The 26,088-nt window shown below is 29.7% G+C and carries 24 protein-coding genes; 3 read left to right on the top strand and 21 right to left on the bottom strand.

The genetic code is table 11. From position 1 onward, the window contains the following. Positions 1-29: 29 nt before the first annotated feature. From T483_RS0105135 to T483_RS0105105, 7 genes are all read right to left on the bottom strand, one after another. Positions 30-854, bottom strand: coding sequence for a PTS system mannose/fructose/sorbose family transporter subunit IID (locus T483_RS0105135; protein ID WP_035790017.1), 825 nt, complete (start codon positions 852-854; stop codon positions 30-32). A 14-nt stretch (positions 855-868) separates the two neighbouring features. Next, entirely contained in the window at positions 869-1,633 is a 765-nt protein-coding gene (locus tag T483_RS0105130) for a PTS mannose/fructose/sorbose/N-acetylgalactosamine transporter subunit IIC (protein ID WP_026885876.1), read from the bottom strand. 15 nt (positions 1,634-1,648) lie between these two features. After that, the gene (locus T483_RS0105125) at positions 1,649-2,119 is read right to left on the bottom strand and encodes a PTS sugar transporter subunit IIB (protein WP_026885875.1); all 471 of its coding nucleotides are present in this window, start codon (positions 2,117-2,119) and stop codon (positions 1,649-1,651) included. After that, the gene (locus tag T483_RS0105120) at positions 2,116-2,538 is read right to left on the bottom strand and encodes a PTS sugar transporter subunit IIA (RefSeq protein ID WP_026885874.1); all 423 of its coding nucleotides are present in this window, start codon (positions 2,536-2,538) and stop codon (positions 2,116-2,118) included. The genes T483_RS0105125 and T483_RS0105120 overlap by 4 nt, the downstream gene beginning before the upstream one ends. Positions 2,539-2,815: 277 nt before the next feature. Further along, positions 2,816-3,526 carry a GntR family transcriptional regulator gene (locus tag T483_RS0105115; protein ID WP_012060717.1) on the bottom strand — a complete coding sequence of 237 codons (711 nt, stop codon included), beginning with the start codon at positions 3,524-3,526 and terminating at the stop codon, positions 2,816-2,818. Between the two features lie 402 nt (positions 3,527-3,928). Further along, a complete protein-coding gene (gene nagB / locus T483_RS0105110) occupies positions 3,929-4,657 on the bottom strand; it encodes a glucosamine-6-phosphate deaminase (RefSeq protein ID WP_026885873.1) in 729 nt (242 codons plus the stop codon). Between the two features lie 21 nt (positions 4,658-4,678). After that, positions 4,679-5,404, bottom strand: coding sequence for a GntR family transcriptional regulator (locus tag T483_RS0105105; protein WP_017211195.1), 726 nt, complete (start codon positions 5,402-5,404; stop codon positions 4,679-4,681). Positions 5,405-5,710: 306 nt separating this feature from the next. Between T483_RS0105105 and nagA the strand changes: the two genes are divergently transcribed. Both nagA and mgrA read left to right on the top strand, forming a co-directional pair. After that, positions 5,711-6,847 (top strand): N-acetylglucosamine-6-phosphate deacetylase, encoded by a 1,137-nt coding sequence (gene nagA, locus T483_RS0105100; RefSeq protein ID WP_026885872.1) that lies wholly within the window; start codon positions 5,711-5,713, stop codon positions 6,845-6,847. A gap of 308 nt (positions 6,848-7,155) precedes the next feature. Next, positions 7,156-8,139 carry an L-glyceraldehyde 3-phosphate reductase gene (gene mgrA, locus T483_RS0105095; RefSeq protein ID WP_026885871.1) on the top strand — a complete coding sequence of 328 codons (984 nt, stop codon included), beginning with the start codon at positions 7,156-7,158 and terminating at the stop codon, positions 8,137-8,139. 171 nt (positions 8,140-8,310) lie between these two features. Here the strand turns inward: mgrA and T483_RS32645 are convergent, their stop codons facing one another. The 8 genes from T483_RS32645 to T483_RS0105060 form a co-directional block, all read right to left on the bottom strand. Further along, on the bottom strand, positions 8,311-8,466 hold the full coding sequence (locus tag T483_RS32645) for a helix-turn-helix domain-containing protein (RefSeq protein ID WP_431603141.1): 156 nt from the start codon (positions 8,464-8,466) through the stop codon (positions 8,311-8,313). 11 nt (positions 8,467-8,477) lie between these two features. After that, on the bottom strand, positions 8,478-9,137 hold the full coding sequence (locus T483_RS28735) for an AraC family ligand binding domain-containing protein (RefSeq protein ID WP_051560292.1): 660 nt from the start codon (positions 9,135-9,137) through the stop codon (positions 8,478-8,480). 252 nt (positions 9,138-9,389) lie between these two features. Next, a complete protein-coding gene (locus T483_RS0105085) occupies positions 9,390-10,292 on the bottom strand; it encodes an ROK family protein (protein WP_026885870.1) in 903 nt (300 codons plus the stop codon). A gap of 39 nt (positions 10,293-10,331) precedes the next feature. After that, positions 10,332-11,231: an ROK family protein gene (locus T483_RS0105080; protein ID WP_026885869.1), complete on the bottom strand. Its 900-nt coding sequence runs from the start codon at positions 11,229-11,231 to the stop codon at positions 10,332-10,334. Between the two features lie 86 nt (positions 11,232-11,317). After that, on the bottom strand, positions 11,318-12,715 hold the full coding sequence (locus T483_RS0105075) for a glycoside hydrolase family 1 protein (protein ID WP_026885868.1): 1,398 nt from the start codon (positions 12,713-12,715) through the stop codon (positions 11,318-11,320). Positions 12,716-12,814: 99 nt separating this feature from the next. Then, positions 12,815-13,693, bottom strand: coding sequence for an ROK family protein (locus T483_RS0105070; protein ID WP_026885867.1), 879 nt, complete (start codon positions 13,691-13,693; stop codon positions 12,815-12,817). 300 nt (positions 13,694-13,993) lie between these two features. Next, on the bottom strand, positions 13,994-15,289 hold the full coding sequence (locus T483_RS0105065) for an ABC transporter substrate-binding protein (protein WP_026885866.1): 1,296 nt from the start codon (positions 15,287-15,289) through the stop codon (positions 13,994-13,996). Positions 15,290-15,337: 48 nt separating this feature from the next. Continuing rightward, a complete protein-coding gene (locus T483_RS0105060) occupies positions 15,338-16,582 on the bottom strand; it encodes a response regulator (RefSeq protein WP_026885865.1) in 1,245 nt (414 codons plus the stop codon). Between the two features lie 234 nt (positions 16,583-16,816). On the opposite strand from T483_RS0105060, the gene T483_RS0105055 reads away from it, so the two are divergent. Continuing rightward, positions 16,817-18,586 (top strand): sensor histidine kinase, encoded by a 1,770-nt coding sequence (locus T483_RS0105055; protein ID WP_026885864.1) that lies wholly within the window; start codon positions 16,817-16,819, stop codon positions 18,584-18,586. A gap of 152 nt (positions 18,587-18,738) precedes the next feature. On the opposite strand, the gene T483_RS0105050 is transcribed toward T483_RS0105055, so the two are convergent. The 6 genes from T483_RS0105050 to T483_RS0105025 form a co-directional block, all read right to left on the bottom strand. Beyond that, positions 18,739-20,967: an alpha-galactosidase gene (locus T483_RS0105050; RefSeq protein ID WP_026885863.1), complete on the bottom strand. Its 2,229-nt coding sequence runs from the start codon at positions 20,965-20,967 to the stop codon at positions 18,739-18,741. Between the two features lie 227 nt (positions 20,968-21,194). Next, a complete protein-coding gene (locus T483_RS0105045; protein WP_026885862.1) occupies positions 21,195-22,130 on the bottom strand; it encodes a type I phosphomannose isomerase catalytic subunit in 936 nt (311 codons plus the stop codon). Between the two features lie 377 nt (positions 22,131-22,507). Then, a complete protein-coding gene (locus tag T483_RS0105040) occupies positions 22,508-23,233 on the bottom strand; it encodes a GntR family transcriptional regulator (RefSeq protein ID WP_242841806.1) in 726 nt (241 codons plus the stop codon). A 463-nt stretch (positions 23,234-23,696) separates the two neighbouring features. Next, a complete protein-coding gene (locus tag T483_RS0105035; RefSeq protein WP_026885860.1) occupies positions 23,697-25,022 on the bottom strand; it encodes a PTS sugar transporter subunit IIC in 1,326 nt (441 codons plus the stop codon). 155 nt (positions 25,023-25,177) lie between these two features. Next, on the bottom strand, positions 25,178-25,486 hold the full coding sequence (locus T483_RS0105030) for a PTS sugar transporter subunit IIB (RefSeq protein ID WP_026885859.1): 309 nt from the start codon (positions 25,484-25,486) through the stop codon (positions 25,178-25,180). 104 nt (positions 25,487-25,590) lie between these two features. Beyond that, positions 25,591-25,914, bottom strand: a complete 324-nt coding sequence (locus T483_RS0105025) for a PTS lactose/cellobiose transporter subunit IIA (protein WP_026885858.1) — start codon at positions 25,912-25,914, stop codon at positions 25,591-25,593. Positions 25,915-26,088: the final 174 nt, after the last annotated feature.

Genomic DNA, 26,088 nt, shown 5'->3' with positions numbered 1-26,088 from the left:
TTTACATCCTTTTAAGGAATGTTTTCAATTTATTTAAAAATACCTAAAATGCTCAATAATATTCCACCTAGAATACAAATCGCAAGCATCCATCCTGTTGATACTTTCTTTCTTAATAACCAATACATAAAGAATGTTACGCCAAGCGGTATACTCTGTGGTATTATCCCGTTTAATACATCTTGTAAAACAAATTTTTCACCAAACTGCACTGGAGTTGTAATTCCAATCATACTGGCCATCATGGATCCAATAACCATAAGTCCAACAATAGAACAAATGTACATTACTTTATCCATAAGTCCTTCATTATAGAGCTTTGTTAAATATTTATTTCCCATTGAATAACCAATTTTCCCACCATAATAGGTAACGAGAAATGATGGAATAAATGAAATAATTATTGCTAATATTGGTCCTAAAATACTACCTTGTTGCGCTAAATTAATACCTAATCCAAAAGCCAATATACGTACAGTTCCTTGAAAGAAGGAGTCTCCTACTCCAGATAATGGTCCCATTAATGAAGTTTTCATAGCATTAATCGATTCAGGATTAAAGTTTTCTTTGTCTTCATAGTATTGTTCTTCCATTGAAGCACTTAATCCTAAAACAAAAGCATTTGTTTGAGGTGTACAATTATAAAAATTCATATGGCGTTTATAAGCTTCTTTTTTTAATTCATCATCTTTAGGATCTTTATATATGTTGTCTAAAATAGGAGCAATTCCATATAAAAAGCCCATATTCATTTGTCTCTCGTAGTTCCATGAAGCTTGAATCGCCCAAGAACGCCATAGAAATTTCATATACTTCCATTTATTTGGATCATTTTGTTTTTGTATATTTTGCATTTTTATACCTCCAATCAATCTAAAATATCTAATTCATCAACTATCTTCTCTTTTTTAAATTTAAATTCAGCCAAAACAAATGCTACAATACAAGCCGAAATAGCAACACCAGTCACACTTAAATTAGAATATGCTGTAATGAAAAATCCTCCTAGTAAAAATGGAAGCATTTTTGTTGACAGCATAGTGCTAAGCAATAAAGCAAATCCATAAGCTGTTAGAATTTTACTTGATAAATTTAGACCATTTGTAATCCATGACGGAATGACTTCTACAATATTTTTTACTAAATCTGTTCCAAAATAAATCGCTAAAAATATTGGTACAAAATACATTAGTGAATACAAAAATGTTCCCCAAACAATATGAATATTACAGGCCTTTTTATATTCCCCATTTTCAATTAACGAGTCAGCTTTATGAGTTAAGTTTGCAAGAATAGTTCTCATTAAAACTCCAAGCATTTGTCCAAGCACCGCAATTGGAATCGCAATAGTCAGTGCTGCTTCTGAATCCGCATTTGATAAAATAGCAAACGATGTAGCAATAATGGATGCCATGTTCATATCTGGTGGTGCTGCCGCTCCTATGTTTACTAATCCTAAAGAAATTAATTCAAGAGCAGCTCCAACCATTAATCCTTTTTGAATATCGCCTAAAACGAGCCCTACAAGCGTACTAACTATTAACGGTCTTTCTAAATTCATTCTGCCTAAAAGTCTTGAGTCTAAAATACAAATAACACCAATGAAACCTAATAATATTGACTTAATTAACATTCTTGATCCTCCTTTTTATATTTTAGAAGTTAAATCTTCTCTCTTTGAAGTAGGAACTTGTTGCATATATAGGTTAATCCCCATTGCTTTCAGATTTTTGGTATCTTCTAATTCTTCTGGATTTAGGAAAATAGCATTACTATATTGCTTTGAATTTTCTTTATTTGCAATTCCCCCATAATTAATTTCTTTAATACTAGAGCAGCTTTTACAGAACTCTAATGCTTCCTTAGTACCTCTAAAAACAATCATAATATTATCTTTTAATTGTTCAACTTTAGACATTCTCACTAATATATCGTTTACCGAAAATATATTTAAAGTTACTCCAACTGGTTTTGATAAGTTTAATGAAACTTTTTTCATCTCATCATTTGCAGTTTCATCATCTACAACAATAATTCTTGAAATCCCTAAACTTTTTGTCCATGAAAAAACTACTTGTCCATGCAATAAACGGTGATCGATTCTTACTAATTTAATCATAAATCTTCCTCCTTTATATTTTTACATTCATTAAGCAATTTATTGCAGTTAACTATTCCCTGCTGACTTTCTTCAATAATCTGCTGCAATAGACTTTCAGAAATTTCATTTGCTTGAGTAGCAACTGAAATAATTATAGGTAAATTCATTCCTGAAATAACATGTATTTTAGGATATTCTTTTATTAAAGACATCATTTCTGTATTAACGCTTCCACCAAGAATATCTGTGAAAATAAATATATCTGCTTCAATGTATTTTTCTCTTACTATTTTTTCTACTATTTCCCTAACGTTTACTTCTTCGTTTCTATAAGATGAAAAAGCTTCAACCATAGATACATCTCCAATTATCATACCCAAAGTATCCTTCATTCCCTTTGCCAGATCACCATGACTAGCTAAAATAATTTGTATCATTAAGATTCACCTCCATTCTATGTAATTATTATTAGCAATAATCGTGCCAAAAAACAGTTTGTATTCAAAAACATACTAAATTGGTCATTTATATATATATTAGTAAATAAAACCAACAGTTAAAAAATGATTAATTGAAGTGTTTGAGTAAAGTGTTGAAAAAAATAAGCCTAATGAAAAGTATAATTAACTTTTCATTAGGCTTATTTTTTTCTATTTAATTTTTGAAATTTTATTTTAACTCCATCATTATAATTGTAATAAAAGTAATTATATCTTATTTAATACTTACAGTCCTAAATTCAATCCTATCACTTCTATGGTGTGCTGTTGAAAATTCAAAAGGCTGGCCATTATCTAAAAAACCCACCTGCTCCACTTCCAATATTGGAAAGTTATTTTCTATTTCTAGATATTCCTGTTCCAACTCATTTGGTAAAATAGCTCGAATAATCCTATGAGCACTTTTTATTTTAAGTTTAAGATTTTTTTCAATGTAACCATAAACTGAACTCGTTAAAATATCGTTTTTTATGCCAGGTATAAGGCCTATTGGCATATATGTATACTCAATTACATATGGACTATCATCCGCGTATCTAGTTCTTATTACATAATAAACAAAATCATCAGTAGTAATCTTTAGCTTAGTTGCAATTTCTTCCGTTGGGTGAATTACTTCGAATTTTACAATTTTAGATGTTACTTTTCTGTCCTTATGCGCTTCTGAAAATCCTTCAAATTGTTTTGCTAGACTTAATTCCTGAACCCCCTCTTCATCAAGAGCTTTTACAAATGTTCCAGAACCTCTTCGCTTTATTACTAATCCTTGAATTACTAGTTCATCAACAGCTTTTTTTATTGTTATTCTACTAACCCCATAATATTCACACATTTCTTTTTCTAAAGGCAACTGTTCATTAGGATTATATTCACCATTCAATATTCTATTTCTTATGTCTTCAGCAATTTCATCATATTTTGCCATTATATTCACCTTTCTCCTTACAGTATAACTTATATACATGTTTATCATATCATTTATATATTAATTATATCATTTCTATACATTATTAAACACTTAAATTAAGTTTAATTATAAGGCAATTATATATGTTCAATAAAATAATATTTATATATATATAAATTATTAGTATCTTCATTCAATTAAACTCTACTGTTTATAGTGACTTTACTAGTGATGGTAAATACATCTAATAAAAAAATTCCTGAACATCATAACTCTAACACACAATTCATATTAAAATATGATATAAATTGTACAAAAAAAGAAATCATTCTTGATTTCTTTCAAAATAATAAAAACTATATTAAAAAACTAACCGTTATTTTAATATAGTTTAAAATTTTAATTTCACCTATTTTACAATTACTTAATTGCATTTGCCATTTCTTCGTCTATTATTACTGTTACATCTTTATGCATGTGTAACATAGTTGCAGGATTATGAGTTGTAATATTTCCTTTAAATAATCCTTTTATTGCTTCTGCTTTATCTTGGCCTCTTACTAACAATACTATTTTTCTAGCTTTCATTATTTGACCAAGTCCCATAGATAAAGCTTTAGTAGGTACTTCCTCTATAGATTTGAAAAATCTAGAATTTGCCTCTATTGTAGTTTTAGTTAAACCTGTTACATGAGTTTCTGCTATTAAAAAATCATCTGGTTCATTGAATGCAATATGGCCGTTAGCACCTATTCCAAGGATTTGTATATCAATACCACCTAATTCATCCACTTTTTTATCATAGTTCTTAGCTTCTTCATCAAGGTCTTTTGCTAAGCCATTTGGAACAAATGTATTTGCTTTATTTATATTAACATGATTAAATAACTTTTCATTCATAAAATATCTGTAGCTTTGAGGATCTTCCCCTCCAAGTCCAACATACTCATCTAAGTTTACTGTTTTTATATTAGAAAAATCTATTTCTTTATTTCTGTTCATTTCTATAATCTTTTTGTATAAACCTTCAGGAGTACTTCCTGTAGCTAGTCCTAGGACAGCATTTGTTTTCTCAGAAATTACATCTTTAAATATTTTAGCTGCAACTTCACTCATTTCTTCATAATCTTTAACTACTAGTAACTTCATTATTATTACGCTCCTTTGATGTTAATTTTTTAAACAAACCCTGTATCTATATTTGTCTCCTCTCGCTATTGTTATGGTATATTCAACAATCTCGTTTTGCTCATATGCTATTCTTTCGAATTTTAGCCCTGCCTGCCCTTGAGGTATTTCTAAATAAATACTTTCTAATTTGTTTATTAAAACACTTTCTATTACTTCTTCAGCAGATGTAATGTTAATATTAAAAGTATTTTTTAATATCTCATATAATGGATTTTTTTCTATCATATCCTTAGTAAGCTGCTTAAATCTTTCATATGGCAAATAAGTCATTTCATATATCATAGGAATGTTATCAGCAATCCTTATTCTCGAGATTTTATACACAAGCTCGTTCTTTTCTATATTTAATTTTTTAGACACTTTGCTGTTGGCTTCCATTATTTCAAAATTTAATAATTTAGAAGTCGGATTTTTTCCACGTTTTTTCATTTCCTCAGTAAAAGATGATACCTTTATTAAATCTTGTTCTACGACTCTTGGCGAAATGAAATTTCCTTTTCCTTGAACTTTATAAATATAATTATTTTTTTCCAACTCATCTAATGCTTCTCTTACTGTAGTTCTACTAACAGCATATTTTTTACATATTTCTCTTTCGGAGTCTAATTTTTCATTTTCTTCCATGCTGCTTTCTATTTTTTCAATGAGAATATTCATTAGTTGAACATACAAAGGAATATTAGAATTTTTATTTATCGTACTCATAAGTGCACCTCTTTTAGTTCTAGTAGTTTTCCCAACAATTATACTATTCTTGTACACAAAAGAAAATATAAATCAAATAATTTAAAATTTCCTAAACTGCTTCTTTTAAGTACTTTCAATTCTATAATTCCTTAAATAATTAATATTTTTCAAGTGGTAATTACCACTATAAGAATTATAATTTATTCTTTTAATTCTGTCAACATACACTTGAAAAATTCTTTATACATGCTATATACTTAATATATAAACTGATAATGTCCACTTACTATAATATATGAAATTTGACTTAAAAGGAGAAGAAATATGTTAATAAGAAATTGTAATATAATTTACCTAGACAAGATAGAACAAGGCTCAATTCTAGTTGAAGATGGGAAAATTAAAGAGATAAATCCGTCCAATATAGATACAGACAGCATTTTAGATGCAAATGGCCTATATGTTTCACCTGGTTTTATTGATGTTCATATACACGGTGCAGGAGGCTCAGATACAATGGACGGTACCAGTGAATCAATCAATACCATTTCTAAAACTATAATTAAACACGGAACAACTTCTTTTACTCCTACAACTATGACTGTTGCTGTGGACGATATAAGACAATCTTTAGACGCAATTAAAAATGTAAAAGAAAAAGGTTCAGACGGTGCGCATATTCTTGGAGTACACTTAGAAGGTCCGTTTGTAAGTCCGAAAGCAATTGGTGCTCAAAATCCCAACTATATTTTGATGCCATCTATTTCAGCTTACAATGATATGGTTAAGGATTATGAGGATATTATTATATCTATAACATTAGCTCCAGAAGTTGAAGGTGCTAAAGAACTTATTAAGTATTTATCCTCAATTGGAATAGTCTGCTCATTAGGGCATAGCAGTGCTACTTATGAAGAAGCTATGGAAGCTATTGAATGTGGTGCTTGCCATGCAACTCATCTTTTTAATGCTATGACTCCTTTAACTCACAGAAATCCAGGAGTAGTAGGAGCTGTATTTGACAGTGATATAACAACTGAAACTATTTCAGATGGAATTCATATTTCATACCCAGCTTTAAGAATTGCTTATAAACAAAAAGGTACTGATAATGTTTTATTAATCTCTGATGCTATGATGGCTTGCTGCATGCCTAATGGCAACTACTCTCTAGGAGGGCAAGATGTTATTGTTAATGATGGTGAAGCACGCTTAAAAAATGGTGCTTTAGCTGGTTCTGTTCTCACCCTTGATAAAGCAGTAAAAAATGTATACAAAAACTCTAATTTACCACTTTATGAAGTAATAAAAATGGCATCTTATAATGGTGCTAAACATTGTAAAGTTGAGGATCGAAAAGGCCAAATCAAGGAAGGTTATGATGCCGATCTGGTATTCTTTGATGATGATGTAAATATTAAAAGGGTATTAGTTTTAGGTAAGGAAGTATACTCAGAATGACATAACCAATAATTAGTTCTATCAGATAAATATTTTATCCCCCGCATACTCCTATAGATTTCTTTAAAGTCATATGTTTTTTATATAACATATGACTTTAATCCGTTTAAAATTTTAATGGCCTTTATTATAAAATACTTTTATTTTTCATAGCAACACTACTTCTCACTCATATTTACAACTAAGAATGCTCCAATCTCTTACTATTATCTGGAGACATAAGGTGATATATATACGACATTATGATATTTATTCTATATATTAATAGTGCTATCCTAAATATACAAATCAATTAGGAGGTACTATATATGGCATATATAGCAAACGAAAAAAGATATTCAAATATGGTATATAACAGATGTGGAAAAAGTGGTTTGAAGTTACCAGCCATTTCACTTGGGCTTTGGCAAAACTTTGGTGAAGATAATTCGCTGCAAAATATTAAAGCTATGATACATACGGCTTTCGATCTTGGAATAACTCATTTTGACCTTGCAAATAATTATGGTCCACCTGCTGGTTCTGCTGAAGAGAACTTTGGAATAGTGTTAAAATCTGATTTAAAAGCTTATCGAGATGAACTAATTATATCTAGCAAAGCTGGATTTGATATGTGGCCAGGACCTTATGGAGATTGGGGCTCTAAAAAATATTTAGTTGCTAGCTTAGATCAAAGTCTTAAGCGTTTAGGTTTAGATTATGTAGATATATTTTATCACCATAGATTTGATCCTGAAACTCCATTGGAAGAAACTATGATGGCATTAGATCAGATAGTCAGACAAGGTAAAGCTCTTTATGTGGGTTTATCAAACTATGGTGCTGATGAATTACAGAAAGCTGCTCAAATACTAAAAGAACTAGGAACTCCTTGTTTGATAACTCAACCATCTTACTCTATGGTAAATAGATGGATAGAAGATGGACTTCAAGATGTTGCTGATGAATATGCAATAGGAACAATAGCATTTTGGCCGTTAGCAATGGGGTTATTAACTGATAAATATCTAAATGGTATTCCCAAAACTTCAAGAGCAGCTCATAATTCTTGGGTTAAATCAGGTATCACTGAAGATAAGGTTGCTAAAGTAAAGCTTTTAAATGAAATAGCTAAAGAAAGAGGTCAAAGTATGGCACAACTTGCTATCTCATGGGTTTTACGTAAAGGCCGTATAACTTCAGCTCTTATTGGTGCCAGCAAGGCAAGTCAGATAGAAGAAAATGTTGCTACTATAAATAATCTTAATTTTTCTGATTCTGAATTAACTATCATAGAAGACATATTAAAATAGTAAATAAACCTTTTGGATCACATGAACTTATTAATAATTATGATGTCAATTTAAAAATCCTAGTTTTTTAGGTTGGAATTTAAAATAAATAAAGAAGGTAGTAGTAATTTATTTTTTACTACTACCCCATTTATTATTTCATTGATAAATAAGTTGATTTTTTTGCCAAATTTATAATAATTGATTTTTCCTATACTCGCTCGGAGATATGTTGTTTATTTTTTTGAACATTTTTGAAAATATTAGCGGATTCTCATAACCTACCGAACGAGCTATATCCCCTATAGAAAGCTGCCTATCTTTCATCATTTCCTTTGATTTGTTTATTCTAAAACTTATTAAATAATCCTGGATTGTAACCCCAACGGTATCTTTAAATACTTTTGAATATATTTTCTGTCCAAACCTATGTATCTAGCTAGCTCGAAAATCCTTATTTCGTGAGAATAATTAATTTGTATAAAGTCGATTACTTTATTTACATACATATTCTTATTTGTTTTGAATTTCTCATTTGATAAATCTAATACTGCTTCATCAATTAAAGTTGCTAGAAAAAGATATAATAAACTTTGCAATCTCAAATCACTGCTTTTTTCATAATTAGCAGCTTGTATCATTCCTCTAAAACAATTGTTAATTTCAGAATCTTTACCGTACTCAAAAATAGGTTTATCACTTGTTAAATCAGCACGTTTTAAGTAAGCTTCTGCATTCATTCCATCAAATGCGCACCACGAATAGCTCCAAGGATCTCTCCCATCTGCTTTATAATATGAAATCGTATTTGGACATATAAGAAAACATTGTCCCTCTTTTAGATGAAAAATCTTATTGCCGGTTCTAAAAATCCCCTTCCCCTTATGTATATAGTGAATTTTAAAATGTTCCTTAATTGCAGGTCCCCAAAAATGATTAGGTATGCACTGCTCTGTCCCACAATAATATAATTTTAAATCCAAATTATTTATTAAATTTAAAGTATTTATATCGATCACTTTCGTTTATCTCTCGCTTTCTGCTATTTATAAGCATATTAGATACTAGCATTGCTTTTATTATTAATATAAATTCTTGATTCAACAATCAGAGAGCACTTTATAGAACACGAAAGCTAATTGAGCCACTTCAAAATTAGCTATAAAGCAACAGGACATTATTCTCTAAAAGACTCATGTAAAGATTTCTTTTTATGTTTCTCTTTTTGAAGCAGCTCATTTATTTTAAATAATATAATTCTATGGTTTATATTACTTTTCTCTTTGAAGATAATTACATAATGCACCTAATTTATTAGCATCATTTCCAAATACACATGTTTTTAGAACTGGTTTTATTGTCCCTTCCAAATCACTATTCATAAGTGCATCCAATCTCTTGTTTATTTCGTCAACATATTCTGGTCTTTCGCTTATAGCCCCACCTAAAATAATAACTTCTGGATCATAAGTATATTGAATATTGTATATTCCTACTGCCATAATAAAATAGTACTTATTCACTTCATTAATTGCTATTTCATCACCTTTATTACATAGGTCAAAAACTTGAACACCATCAAGACTTCCTTCTTCTAGTCCTTTTAAATTTGCAACCTTTCTTGCTAATGCTGTAGTAGATCCTGCTTGACTCCAGCTTGTGAATTTAGGTTCTCCATCTAACTCACATGTTATTGAGCAATAACCAAATTCTCCTCCATGCTTATGAATTCCACCATGAATCTTCTTATCTTTAACTATAGCTCCACCTATTCCTGATCCACATACAACAAATGCTAAATCCTTATTGTCCTTTCCGGCACCAAGCCAACACTCTCCAAGAGCAGCACAATTCGCATCATTTTCAAGCTCTGTATTCAAACCTGTAGCTTCTTTTAAAATTTCTTTAAAGTTAGGTCCGTGTATATATGGAATAGCACTTATACCTCCAATTACTCCAGTTTCACTATCCACCGCCCCTGGAGCACTTATTGCAATTCCTTTAACATCATATTTATCTTTCATTTCATTGGTTATTTTTGCTAATCCAGAAAAAAAGTCTTCTCTATTACTTGAAACACTGAATTTTCCACTTTCTACAAAACTACCATCTTCACTAATTACAGACCACTTTACTGCACTTCCACCGATATCAAAAACCATAAATTTTCTCATTTAAATCACCTCTGTATAAAATTTACTTATATAATCTTTCTATTTCTCTCTTTGTAAATAGTTGTATAATGCTCCAAGCTTATTCGCATCATTTCCAAATTGGCACCTTTTAATAACTGGTCTCATTGTTCCTTCTAAGTCGCTATTCATCATTATATCAAGTCTTTTATTTATTTCCTCTAAGTATTCTGTTCTTTCACTTATTGCCCCACCCAGTATAATAACTTCCGGATCAAAGATATACTGAATGTTGTATATGCCCACTGCCATTGTGAAATAATATTTATTTACTTCCTTAATCGCAATTTCATCGCCTTTACTGCACATTTCAAAAACTTCAATTCCATTAATGCTATCTTCATCTAAACCTTTTAGCTGAGCAACATTTCTTGCCAATGCTATAGTAGATCCTGCATAACTCCAATTTGTTGCTTTAATTTTATCTAAATCATAGTTTATTGAGCAATAACCAAATTCTCCACCATGTTTATGTATTCCAACATGGACTTTTTTATCCTTAACTATAGCTCCGCCTATTCCTGTTCCACAAACTACAAATGCTAAATCATTATTGCCTTTACCTGCTCCAAGCCAACACTCTCCGAGGGCTGCACAATTAGCATCATTTTCAAGTTCCACATTCAAATTTGTGGCCTTACCTATTATTTCTTTAAAATTTGGTCCGTGTATGTAAGGTATAGCAGTTATCCCTCCAATTAATCCTGTATCGCTGTCTACAGCACCTGGCGCACTTATTGCAACCCCTTTAACATTATACTTTAGTTTCATTTTATCTGTTATATTTGCTATTTCATAAAAAAACTCTTCTGCTGTTTCAGAACAAGTAAACTTATCACTTTCTTTAAAATTACCTGCTTCATCTATTACAGACCACTTAGTAGAAGTTCCGCCTACATCAAAAACCATAAAATTTCTCATTTATGATCCTCCTTATATAATTCAAATAGCCGTCTCAAATTTTAACTTTTGAGACAGCCTATCATTTATTAATTCACAACTTTTAATTAGAATCCGTTATTTTCTACAACTTCTTTAATCCATCTTCCTGATTTCTTAATAGTTTTCTTTTGAGTTGCTAAATCTACAGCTATAAACCCATATCTGTTTTTATATGCATTGCTCCATGACCAGCAATCAATAGGAGTCCACGTATGGTACCCAAAACAGTTAGATCCTTCGCTTATACCTTTATGAAGATACTCTAAATGTTCTTTATAGAAATCTATTCTGTAGTCATCTTCTATTATGCCGTCAGCATTTATATATTTTTCTTCGCCTTCAACACCCATACCATTCTCAGAGATATACCAAGGAATATTGTTATAATTATCTCTTATATTTATCGCAATATCATACATACATTGAGGATATATTTCCCATCCCCTGTATGGATTCATTCTTCTTCCTGGCATTTCGTAATTATCAAAGTATTTATCTGGCATCCAGCCTTTTGATTCATCTATTTCTGATTCTTTCGCTTTAACTCTTCTAGGTTGGTAGTAGTTTACTCCTAAGAAATCAACCGTATTGTTTTTAATTATTTCCAATTCCTCTTCTGTTGATTCCCACATTACATTATCTTTCTCTAATATTTCAAGAAGTATCTCTGGAAAATGTCCTTTAATTGCAGGGTCTAAGAATGAAGTATTAAAGAAACTATCTCCTATTTTAGCTGCTCTTACATCTTCTTCACTGTTTGCTCTTGGATATGCAGGCGTTAAATTAAGAACTATTCCTATTTTTCCACCATCCTTATCACATCCCATAGCTCTAAAAGCTTCTATAACTTTTGCTGATGCTAAATTTAAATTATATAATACTTGTACAGCTTTTTTACCATCAACTAATTTGGGATAGTGAAATTGATATAAATATTCTCCTTCAACTACAACTATAGGTTCATTAAATGTAGTCCAATACTTAACTCTATCCCCAAATAATTCAAAGCATTTTTTTGCAAATACTACAAACAAGTCTACTACGTGTTTAGATTCCCATCCACCATATTGATCATATAACTCAACCGGTAAATCAAAATGATGTAAATTCATAACCGGAAGAAGTCCATTTTCAATACATTCATCAATTACTTCATTGTAGAATCTAACACCATCTTCATCAACTTCTCCTGTTTCAAAATCTTTTATAAGCCTTGTCCATTGAATTGATGTTCTAAAACTATTTAATCCTGTTTCTTTAACTAATGCTAAGTCTTCTTTATGGCTATTATAGAAATTTGATGCTACATTAGGGCCAACTCCATCAAAAAATGCTTCTGGCTCTATGTCAAACCAATGATCAAATACGCTATCATGCTTTTTATTAAATCTTCCTTCACTTTGAGGACCTGATGTTGCCGACCCCCACCAAAAGTTTTCTGGGAATTTAAATTGTATACTCATATTATGCCTCCTAGATTTCCTTATTTTAATTATGTGTTTTTATAAATTGTTGTATATATTTAAATTAAAATGAATATATCTTTTAATTTCAAACTTTTGCTATAACATTGCTGCTCCAATAAGGCCTGCATTATCGCCAATTTGTGCGATTCTTATGTCTACCATAGATGGATCTGCAACCTTAGTTTTAGTACATTCAATAATCTTAGGTAATAGGTACGTATTATATATTAGTACTGCACCACCAATAACTACAGTTTCTGGGTCTACCACAGATATTATGTTTGCTACTCCAATTGAAATATTATCAATCCACTTTTCTATTACTTGAACAGCTTTTTCATCGTTATTTCCATATAAATCAAACACTTCTTTTGTGCTTAACGCTTTTCCATAGACTTCTGATGCTACTCTAGCTATATTTACACCGCTGCATTGCCCTTCAAGGCCACCCTTATTTGTACCTGCGTGACTATATTTATCTTCATTAATTATCATATTGTAAATTTCTGCTGCTTGACTGTGTGCTCCATTGATAATCTTCTTATCAAGAATTAAAGCACCACCTACTCCAGTTGAAACGGTTATATAAAATACCGATTCACAGTCCTTTGCACTACCAACCAAGCTTTCTGCAAGACCTGCTACATTTGCATCGTTATTAACTTGAACTGGCACACCTAACTTTTCTTTTAAGTACTCTTTTATATTAAAATTTTCCCATCCTTTTAAGTTAACTGGATTTAATAATTTACCTACTTTCAAATCTAAAGGACCAGGTGCTCCTACTCCAACTTTTTCTATTTCATAATTACTCCATTGTTCTTTTATTTGACCAATTAATTTATCTAAGTTATATGCAGCTCCTTTTTGTACTTCGTTTTCAACTTTGAATATTTCTACTATATTTCCTTCTTTAGATATTACTGCAGCCCTTAAGTTTGTCCCACCAATATCAATTCCGATTAAATACATTATTTAATAACCTCCTGACATATATAAAATAATTCGAAAATTTTCTAAACCTAATCTTTATAATTATTAATTTAAGTGACTATCTTATTTTTGATCTTCGCTAGAAAGATTGATTGAATACATACGACATTTTTTTAATAATTACATCACTTCTATATAATAAATATATATCTTTATTAATTAAATGTCTATATTTTTATTAATAAAAACATACTTTTATTTTATATATTTAATCAATGTATAAAAAAATAGATAACAAACATAAAATTACGTTGATTATCTATAGGTAATTTGAGCTATCTATTATCGTATTTCAACTCTACTCTCTCTATATTTTTTATTAACTTCTTCTATCATAGGCTTAGTATCAGATGCTATTACATACCTTTGTACAAAACTACTATTCAATCCAATATCATTTTTAATATTAAAATACTTATTATGAATTTCTAATTCATAATTAGTTTGATTCTTTACAACATTTGTTTGTAGTTGTATAGGTAAATTAAACTCCTCTAATTCTTTTAACATCTGAATATTTCTCTCACTGCTTTTTAAGGATGACATTATATTTACAGCTTTCGCGTACCTATCATCGTTAAACATAAACCTTAAAAACTCTTCAGATATATCTGGATATTTAGTATTTTTGCTTATTGCAAATTTATAATCTCCAACTACACTAATTATCTTACTTTCTGGAATTGGAAATATTCCAAATTCTTCTTTAGATGCACCCATATCTTCCAACTGATATTTAAAATCAGAATTCCAAATAATCATTGCTACCTTTTTATCCTTAAGATCATTTTTGCATTGTTGCCAATCATAATTAAATAAATCCTCTTCACAATATCTATCCTTAACAATTCCTCTTATAAATTCTAGAGACTTATATACTCCACTTTCATTATTCAATATATCTTTTGATTTTGTTACTATATTCTCTTCAAGTTTTGTATCAAGTAAATAAGGAATACTATCCGACCACATGCTCATTACCCATGGCTGTTTATAATTTAAAGCAATTGGCATAACCCCTATTTCTTTTATTTTCTTGCAAGCTTCAAAAAATTCTTTTTTTGTCTTAGGAATCTCTTTTATGTTTGCAGCCTTAAATATCTCTTTGTTGTAAATTATTCCTTCCCATAACATAGATGTTGAAATCGTATATGACTTATTATCTGGTCCTAATGTATGATTGTATATATTTTCATCATTAAATCCTAGATCATCTATTGGCAAAAAATATTTGCTATATTCTATTGTATCTATGGCACCTGGAACTAAGGTTACGTCTGGCAACTCTCCAGCAGCTGCCCTTCTTTCTAATATTTCTTCAGCATCACCTATTAATTCTAAATTTATTTTAACCTTAGGATGTATTTGCCCAAACTCTTTTATCATCGAATTTAGCTCTTCACTCTTATCTGTTCTATTACTTACAAAAGTAATAGAACCTTCAAGCTCCCTACTATTTTCATTATTCTGAGGGGAACCCACTATATATCTTTTTAAAGAATTAAATCCAAATATACTCATCAAAATCACTAATAAAAATAAAGTCACAATTTTAATAAGTTTACTATACTTTCTCACAAAACTTCCCTTCTCTCTTGTATCTTAAAAATAAAAAGCATTGCTTTATTAATCATTTTCCTTATTGTTTCTAAAATTATTAGGGGTAGTTCCAGCTATCTTTTTAAATGCCCTTCCAAATGTTATTGAATCATTATATCCAACCTTTTGCCCTATTTCATAAATCTTTAAATTTGTAGTTAATAACAGTTCTTTTGCTTTTTTAATTCTATAACTTGACAAAAAATCATAGAAACCTTCCCCTACTTCTTTCTTAAATAATTCCGATAAATAATTTTGACTTAGAAGTACCTCATTTGCTACATCTTTTAATGTTATATTTTTATTAAAATTATTGATTATATATTGTTTAGCCAAACTTATCACTACTACATTGGGGTTGTTACTTTCGCTATTTAATGTTTCTAATAATTTATCTGACTCATTTACGAAATATTTTTTAGAACTATTATCGTAACACATATTTTCCTTAAGTTTTTTTACCAATTTGTAGTTCTCTCTTAATTTCCACACCTTATCTGTATACCTCAATATATAAACGTTTCTGCTATTATTTACAAAAACCTCTGTTTCACTTTCTATTTTTTCATTTATTAAATCTATATTTTCGTATTGCTTTTTATCAAAATAAAAAATTGTATAAATACAATCTTCTAAACTAAAAGCTTCATATTCTATTTTGTTATATGCAGTTAGTATACAACTCATAAACTCCTTGAAAATATTTGTATCATCTTCTTTTCTTTGAACAATAACCATTTTGTATATATATCCTTCATTTAACTGCATATTCTCTAATAATAATTCATTTGTTTTAAAATCAATCTCTTTATTAGTAAATAAAATATATTTAAAAAAGTCTTTTTTTAGCACCTCTATGGATTTATTTAGTAGCCTATGATTTTTTTCGTTATCTTTTATTTTAGTTTCTGCTTCTTGCATAATATTCTTCAAATCCTCTTGTTTAATCGGTTTCAATAAATAATTGATAGCCCCAGCTTTCATAGTATCTCTAACATAATTAAACTCATCATATCCACTCAAAACCACAAATAAAGGTGGTTTATTCAATTCCCTTTTAGCTTTCTCTATTAGCTCTATCCCCGTCATTACTGGCATCTTTATATCTGTTATTACTAAATTAACCTCTTCTTCGTTTTCTTTGAGATATTGTAATGCCGCTAATCCATTTTGAAATTCGTTAACAACTTCATGTTCATCAAATAATCTTTTTATTATTTTGCTTAATCCTATTCTTATGATTTTATCGTCATCAACTACTATTATTTTCATTTTTCCTCCATATTGAATATTCGTTTAAGTTACTATATATTTAAATTATATATTAGTTTACTAATATTCGAAATATACTTTTTTAATACAGTTAAATTCCTTTATTTGTCTAATACTAAATGTTTATTCCCCTAAGCTTGCTACACATCTCTATTTGAACTACTTTAGTATTTTGATAAATTCTTTTACTATGTTCCTTAAGATTAATAATTGAATTTATAGTTAGGTGAATTTATGAATTTTAATAATAATATATCCATTAAAAAATTAACATTACTTATTTTTGTAATTATGTATATTATATTTTTTCTAATAACAAGTTTAAATTTATATTCGTACTCAAAATACGAATTTAATAAAACAGAAAAACTTATAGAAAATTTCAATGTCAGTCTGAGTCAGCAAGTTGTAGAAAAATTAAATAATATTTCTGATGTATCAAAATATCCATTACTTATTCCTGAAGTGAGAAACTTATATTCTATACTTGCTGCTGATAAACCTTATGATATAAGTGAATATAATTATTTAAAGTACATTTGTGATATGATGCTAATCCAAAACACCTCAATAAATGGTGCTTACATATATGATTTGAGCGGAAGAGGCGTATCAAGTACACGTAATAGTTCTAATGATAAACTTAAAAATCCAAAGTCAGAAAAATGGTTTATAGATTCCTTAAATTCTAATGAATTTACATCAATTTTTCCTAATATAAATGCAAGCGATATATTTGAATTTACTTCGCAAGACTCTAAACAGTTAATAGCATTGGCTAGAAAAATAATAGATATTAAAACAAAGAAAGTAACTGGAGTATTATTAATTACTATTCCAATTGATGAAATTCGCAATTTATTAGTAAAAGATCATCTTCCATTTAATAATCAGATAGTTTCTATCTATGATATTAATGGAAATTTAATTCTAACCACAGGCGAGGAATCCAATGTATTTATTCCTACTTATGACCAGTTACACAATGCAACCACTACTCCTAGCATACAGTATATGGATAGTAATATTGAATATATAGTTTCCTACAATACTATACCTTCAACAAGCTGGATAATTGTAAATTCAATTCCTAAGTCAAATGCATATCATATAGACAACTTATATATTTTTTCGTTTATTATTAACATAACTTTCTTCTTAATTTTATTTATTGTGCTATATATATTTTTTATAAAAAGAATATTTAATCCTTTAAAGTTTTTAATCAAGAATATGGAGAGCAATGTTGAAAATAATTTAAATTATAAAGTATCTTATACTAAAAATGACGAAATTGGAATATTAATGAAATCCTATAATGAAATGAAAAGCAGAATAAGCGATTTAATTAATATTAATTATAAGAGCCAAATTGAACAGAAAGAACTAGAACTTAAGCAACTTCAAAATCAAATTAATCCTCATTTTATATATAATACCTTAGAATCTATTCGCATGATGGCAGAAATAAATGACGATATAGAAACTTCAACCATGTCTGAATATTTTGGCTCTATTACAAGGTACAGTATGAATAGAAAAATAAACACCGTCTTATTAAAGGAAGAAATAAGCATTATTGAAAATTATATTTACCTTCAAAAGATTAGATTCGATCAGCTATTCACAATTGAAAATTTGATTACCTCCGAAATTCTAGACTGCGAAATAATTAAAATGATAATTCAGCCATTAATTGAAAACTCTATCTATCATGGCTTAAGTGAATGTAGCGGTGATGGGAAAATAGTAATTAAAGGTGAACATATAACTGAAAATCTAGTACTAACCATTTCTGACAACGGTATAGGTATGGATCATGTAAAATTAAAAAAATTAAATGATTATATTAATGATAAGAATAATGATTTTAGCGGTACCGCCTTAAGGAATATAAACAAAAGATTAAAGTTGAATTATGGCAATGACTATGGATTAGAAATTCATAGTATTCTCGGAAAAGGAACAACTATGGTGCTAACTATTCCATACATTGTAAAGTGAAACTAAGTCCATGGAGCCCCCTATGGACTTAGCCTTATTTTTCTTATTTACTTATTCCCTATAAACATCTATATTCCTATTTCAGAGTTGAAAATTAAAACCTTTTATATCAATTTTACTATTTACATAACTACTCCTTTATTTCCAAAATATCACTTTACCTCGTTTATTACAAACAATTGCGACATAAAATCTTCACGTTTTCTCGACCAATATTCACTAGCTTTTTCTGTATAATCTTTTGATAATACTATTCCTAAATTCATAAGTTCATCACCGTAGTAATTTCCTTCTCTACCTTCTATTGAATACAGTTTATCCGCGTCAAGTCCCTGTAATTTTATACGATTATATTTTTCATTTGGCCTGCATAAAGCTTGATAGTAGCCCACAATGGCTTGTGACTTATCATCAGACACTACCATCCATGAAGTTTCATTGCTTTCAAAAGGATTTAGCATTCTATAAAAATCACCTTTTTGAATCAACGATTTATTTTTCTTAAAGAATTTAACTTGTTCTTTGACTATTTCCTTTTCCTCATCACTCATAGTATTAACATTAAGCTCATACCCAAAAGTTCCAAAATATGCTACATTGGCTCTTGTGTTAAGCGGAGTAAGTCTTCCTACCTGATGATTTGGTACTGCTGATACATGACTTCCTATTGCGCTTAATGGATAAATCATTGAAGTACCATATTGTATCTTTAATCTTTCTACAGCATCAGTATCATCGCTTGCCCAAGTCTGTGGTGCATAGTATAGCATTCCAGGATCAAATCTAGCCCCGCCGCCTGCGCATGATTCAATTAAAAGCTCTGGGTATTTAGTTATTATCTTTTCAGCCAACTTATATACTCCAAGAATATATCTATGGAATACTTCACCTTGTCTATCTTCTTCCAGCGCTAATGAATACGGTTCTGTTATATATCTGTTCATATCCCACTTAATATAAGAAATTTTAGAATTTCCCATTATGTTATCCATCAAACTAAATACATATTCAACAACTTCATCCCTTGAGAAATCTAGGATGAATTGGTTTCTTCCATGAGACATGTTTCTGTTAGGTGTTTGAATAGCCCATTCTGGATGTTCTTTAAATAATTTAGTATCCTTACATACCATTTCTGGCTCAAACCACAATCCAAATTTAAGTCCTATCTCTTCTACTTTTTCAGATAAACCAGCTATTCCATTTGGAAGTTTCTCTTTGTTTTCGAACCAATCTCCAAGAGAACTTGTATCATCATTTCTTTTTCCGAACCAACCATCATCAAGTACAAACAGCTCTATTCCCAGGTCCTTTGCAGCCCTTACTATAGAAAGTATCTTTTCTTCATCAAAGTCAAAATATGTTGCTTCCCAATTGTTTACAAGAATAGGACGTTCTTTATCTCTCCATTTACCTCTTGCAAGTCTTGTTCTATAAAGTTTGTGGTAAGTTTGACTCATTGCATTTAAACCATCATTAGTGTAGACAATTACACATTCTGGCGTTTGAAATTCTTCTCTTGAATCAAGTTTCCATTTGAACTCATAAGGATTAATACCCATCATAACTCTTGATACTCCATACGAATCAACTTCAACTTGTCCTAAGAAATTTCCACTGTATACTAAACTAAAGCCATACACTTCTCCTACATATTCAGTTGTATTTGGACGTTTTAATATCACAAATGGATTATGAACATGACTACTTGCACCTCTTAAACTGTGAATAGATTGCACACCTTCTGTTAACTTTCTCTTTTTAAGATGACACTCTCTAGCCCAAGCACCTGATGTATGAATCATTTCAAAATCTGAATCTGCTAAATCAACGCTACAGCTCATAGCATTGTCTATATAAAATGCCTCTTCCCCTTCATTAGTTATTTTTGCATTTCTGCATATTGCATCAAGACCTTCGTATATTGTATAACTTAGTATTAGTTTACTATTTAATATCTCATCAAATAATGCAATTTCTAATGTTTGAGCTTCTGAAGCTGCTTCAATATAAGTCGATGGTAATCCATTTAACTTATTCTTTCCTTCAAATATTTTATATCCAACATATTTATAGTTACTAATTCTACTTCCATTTTTACTTATAATCGTATGAGCCGGATATCTGTAGTCTGTAATTCCGTAGCTTGGATATTCCTGCTTTATATGTTCTAATGACGAAGTATGATTTCCCTCAAACATATTGCATGAAGGTTTAAGTTCTCTTTCCATTATATGTTTAAATGACTCTCTATGCCTTAATCGTTTACCATAATAAACATTTTCCATCTGTTCTATGCCATCGATTACTCTAATAATATAACTTATATTATTATTATAAAGATGAAACTCTCTAGTATTTTCATTAAATTTAATTCCCATCTTATCTTTCTCCTTCTTAAGTATTTACAAAATAATACTTTAGTGTTTAGTACACTGTAGATAGTGCTAAAATTCACTTAAACAATCATTTGAAGTTGGTTTACTTTTTTAAATATTCTGAAGAATATATATAGTAATATTCTTCAGAATATTTGTTTTAATTTTAAACTAAATATTTTTTATATAAATAGTTTAATAGCAATTATTTATTAATTTATAATTACCACCTAAACTACAGGATAACTTTTCAAAACTTTAAGCTTTCCTTTTATTTCATAATTTCCAAGTGCTGCAGGTATTAAATAGCTATCTCCCATTTTTATCTTTTCTAAATACCCATTTCCTTCTATTATTCCTTCTCCATCCACACAAGTTAAGATGTCAAATTTATCTTCATCACTGCTATCTTGCAATGTTTCTTCTATAGTTAATTTTTCTATTCCAAAATATTCATTTTTGCATAGTAAACTCTTTTTATAACCATCAAATGCTATTTCTTCTCCTTTAAGATTTTCACATTGAAGTTCAAAGTTTGTCACGTCTAATGCTTTTTCTACATGTATTTCTCTTGGTCTACCGTAATCATATACTCTATAGGTTACATCACTATTTTGTTGTATTTCAGCTATTATAACACCTTCACATATAGCATGAATAAGTCCACTATTTATTAAAAAGCAATCACCTTTTTTTACATCTATCTTATTTAAATATTTTTCAACTTCTCCTGATTTTATTGCCGCTTCAAATTCTTCCTTTGTACATCCTTTAGTACCAACTATCAAACTAGCATCTGGTTTAGCATCTACAACATACCATGCTTCTGTCTTACCATAATCACCTTCATATTTAGCTGCATATTCATCTCCAGGATGAACTTGTACTGAAAGTTTTTCTCTTGAATTAATTAATTTCACTAGTAAAGGTAACTTTTCTAGGCTTACCTTAGCACCAACGATGCTAGTTCCGTATTCTTTTATCAGTTCATCAAATCTGATTCCCTTGAATTCACCATTTGCTACAATTCCTGTTCCATTTGGATGACAAGCTATATCCCAGCTTTCTCCGATTTTTCCCTCTGGAAGGTTATCTCTAAAAGTTTCTAGGTCTCTTCCTCCCCATATTTTTTCGTAGTATAAATTTTCAAATCTTATTGGATACATACTTCCTCCTACTCCCTCACTCGATATATAAAAAACATATCATATATTATTAAAAACCTCACTTTAAATATATATTCTTTTCGGCAACTTGTCTATACTTTTGCAGTTAAAAGCATACTTTATTCATTTAAGATAAAATTTATTAACTTATATGTACTCACATAAACTTATGACTCTTCTCTCGAAACTCCATTCAATTAATACAGCGACTCAGCACACTCTCTCTTAATTACATATTTAGTATTAAATTTCCACTAAGGCATTTATATAAATCACTTTCAATATCCAAAATTTACATACTTCCTTAGACGAAAAAGATGCTGCGATAATGTATAATATTACTGCAACACCTTTAATTTATTTATATATTAATTTATTTATATAACTGTTATAGCTTTAAATTCAAAATTGTCATATCTGTGTCTAGAAAACGAGTACTCGAACGCTCTTCCATTTTCTAAGTATACAACCTTTTCCACTTCTGCTATTGGATCTCCATCCATTAACAATAAATATTCTTTATCAAATTCATCTGCTTTACTTACCCTAACCGTCGAATGAGCACTTTGAATCTTTAATCCTAGCTTTCTCTGTAAAAAATTATATATAGACCCATTAACATCTTCTTTTTTTATTCCCTCTGCAATTGATAACGGCATATAAGTTTTTTCTATTACAATAGGTGCCTCATCTACATACCTTACTCTATGTATGAAGTAGACAAAATCACCGTTATCTATCTTAAATGTACTTGCAATTTTCTCATCGGCATTAATAATCTTAAAATCTAAAACTTTGCTTGTGACCTCATGCCCTAAATTAGTATTAGTTAATCCCGAAAACTGTTTTTTTCGAATAATCTCTTGAATCTCTCCTTCGGTTATGTCCTTTATAAAACTTCCCGATCCCCTTCTCTTTACAACCAATCCTTCTGCAACTAACAAATCTAGAGCTTTCTTCACTGTCATTCTACTAGCATTAAATCTTTCGCATAGTTCTTTTTCAAACGGTAATTGTTCATTAGGCTTGTACTTGCCACTCAATATATATTCTTTAATCTGGGATGCTATTTTCTGATACTTTATCATAACTATTCCTTTCATATCTAATTCTTCTTATTATGCAGACTTATAATTTAATTTTTTAAATATTTAAATATCTCACATGCTCTTGACTTAAAGGGAATTATGTGGTGGTTTTCCATTGCATTTGTTATTATAACTTATTATTCCTTATACAACTTTCTTTATCAGTAATTATTGACCATTTCACTAAAAACCCCCACCATATTCCATATATTTTTTATACAACCTGCACAAATATACTCTACCCTTAATATATAATATATGTCTTTCATGCACTCCTGTCTATACTTTTATTTAGTACTTGTTTATCTCACCAATAAATAAAGAATAGGCTGATTAATACCAACCTATTCTTCGTCATTACTATTTTACTACTATATAAATAAAAATTATTTAAAATTATAATATATCCCCCTATAAAAAGACTTTTATCAAATAATCTATCTTATAGGGGATATTTTAATTGAGATTATAAGCTTTATTAATGATCTTGTTGAGCTGCTAATTCATCAGCATAAGCCATAGCATCTGCTTTCTTAAAAAATGGGAAGTAAATTACAGTAGAAACTATTAAGAATACAAATTGTGCTAAAGCGTAACTAGGTCCACCAAGAATAAATCCTGAAATTACAGTTGGAACTGTCCATGGTACTAATATTGCCCCCATTGGTGTTAGTAAGCCTGATGCAATCGCGAAGTAAAGTAATACTGCATTTATTACTGGACCAAGTATAAATGGTACACCCATGATTGGATTCATTACTACTGGAATACCAAATAATATTGGTTCATTAATATTAAATAAATTTGGAGTAAGCGCTAACTTACCTAATTGCTTAAATTGAGCCGATTTTGCAAGGAATAGTAGTAGTAGTGTAAGTCCCAATGTTTGACCACTACCTGTTAAATTAACAAAACTATCATAGAATTGTTGAGTCACTATATGAGCACCATGAGCAAGGTCTAAAGTCCCCGCTTTTTGTAATTCTGCATTGAATGCAGTATTAGCAGTTAATAATGGGCCTACCATTCCTCCTACTGTAATACCTCCATGAATTCCAAAAAACCATAAGAATGGAACAGCAAATGCAATAAGCATAGCTCCAGGTAATGAATCTGATGCTGCTTGTAATGGTGTTTGAACCACTTTATAAATAATCTCTACAAAAGAAGTTTGGAATCCAAATTTGCATAATGCATAAACAACAGCAGCTCCACTAAATATAACAGTAGCCGGAATTAAAGCTGAGAATGCATTAACAACACCTTGTGGAACACCCTCTGGCATTTTTATTGTAATGTTTCGCTTAATCATTGCGCAATAAACAAATGAAACAATCAAACTAACTACAATTGCAGTAATCATACCTGCTCCACCGGTCCAAGATGTAGGAATAGCACCGCCCACTTGAACTGGAGTCGCGTCTGGTGTCGGCTGATAAGTAACAAAGTTATTAGTAACTATAACAAATACACTTAGAGCAATTACTGATGGTGAAAACGGCTCTACTCCCTCATTCTTGCAGTATGAGTAAGTCATTCCTATAACTCCAACCAATGCCATAATGCCCATTGTTGATCCTTGTACTTTGTATAATGGATCATTCCAACCTGCACCAAAAGTTGAAGTCATAAAATCTGTAAATGCTTTTAATGGAAAAGCTGCAATTAATAAAAATACAGATCCAATAATATTCAATGGTAATGTAAACATCATACCATCTTTTAACGCTTGGACACCTTTAAGATTAACGAATTTCATAATTACTGGAACTATTTTTTCGTTAAGTGTTTGATTAAATGACATAATTATTCCTCCTTTGAATTAAAAATATAATATAAATAATTACAAATATAAATTTGCTATTATTGCCTTATTGAATTTTTATTACTTTAAATGTTTTTAAACTTAATATTATCTAAGTACTATAGCGTCTAGATTCAATATATATGCTTAAAGTACTATTTCTTAATTAAACTTAATGCTAAATCTAATACTTTAGCTCCATTCATCATTCCATAATCAACCATAGGTATCACTTCTACTGGAACTCCTTTTGGTTCACAAAGACTTTTTGCTTTTCCTAAAGTATATCCAACTTGTGGTCCTAAAAGTGCAACATCCATGCTATCTAGATGTCTATCCATTTGTGATTCTGGGAATGCTATAATTTCTGCATCTATCCCCTTAGCCTTAGCTGCTTCCTTCATCTTATTAACTAAAACACTTGTTGACATCCCTGATGCGCAGAATAATTTAATTGTAATCATAATTGTTCCTCCTTAAAATCTTTCTATAAATAAAATAATGTATTAAATACTTAAGTACGTTTACATCAACGCACTAGTAATATGTTGATAAGCAAATAATATATTTATTTATTAAGTAAAGTATTTACAACTTTTCTTAATTCTATAATTTGTTCTATTAAAGTTTTCTCAGATATAGCTGTCATTAAATGATCTTGTGCATGAACAAACAAAACTGATAATTCTATTTTTTCACCTGCGGCTTCTTTCTGAAGCATTTCTGTTTGTGCATCGTGTGCCTTAGCTAAAGCATCATTAGCCAAACCCATCTCTTTTTCAGCTTCTTCATACTTACCTTCATTTGCCATTCCTAGCGCCATATAAGCATGATTTTTACAATCTCCTGCATTAATTATAATATTCATTATTGCCATTTCTAGTTGATCCATTTTTACTCCTCCAATTTGCGTGTTATTTTTTATGCAATTATATAGAGCAATAAATATGCCAAACACTATTAATGATATAAGTTTTTATAATTTTCATCCCCAAACTTATATATATTTATAAAACAAAATGAATGAATATTATATATTATAAGTATATACATTTATTTTAAAAAG

The organism is Clostridium beijerinckii HUN142, assembly GCF_000621745.1.
Lineage (GTDB): Bacteria > Bacillota > Clostridia > Clostridiales > Clostridiaceae > Clostridium > Clostridium beijerinckii_A.
Note: the sequence above shows the minus strand (reverse complement) of the source record. Positions and strands in the feature narration are given on the sequence as shown.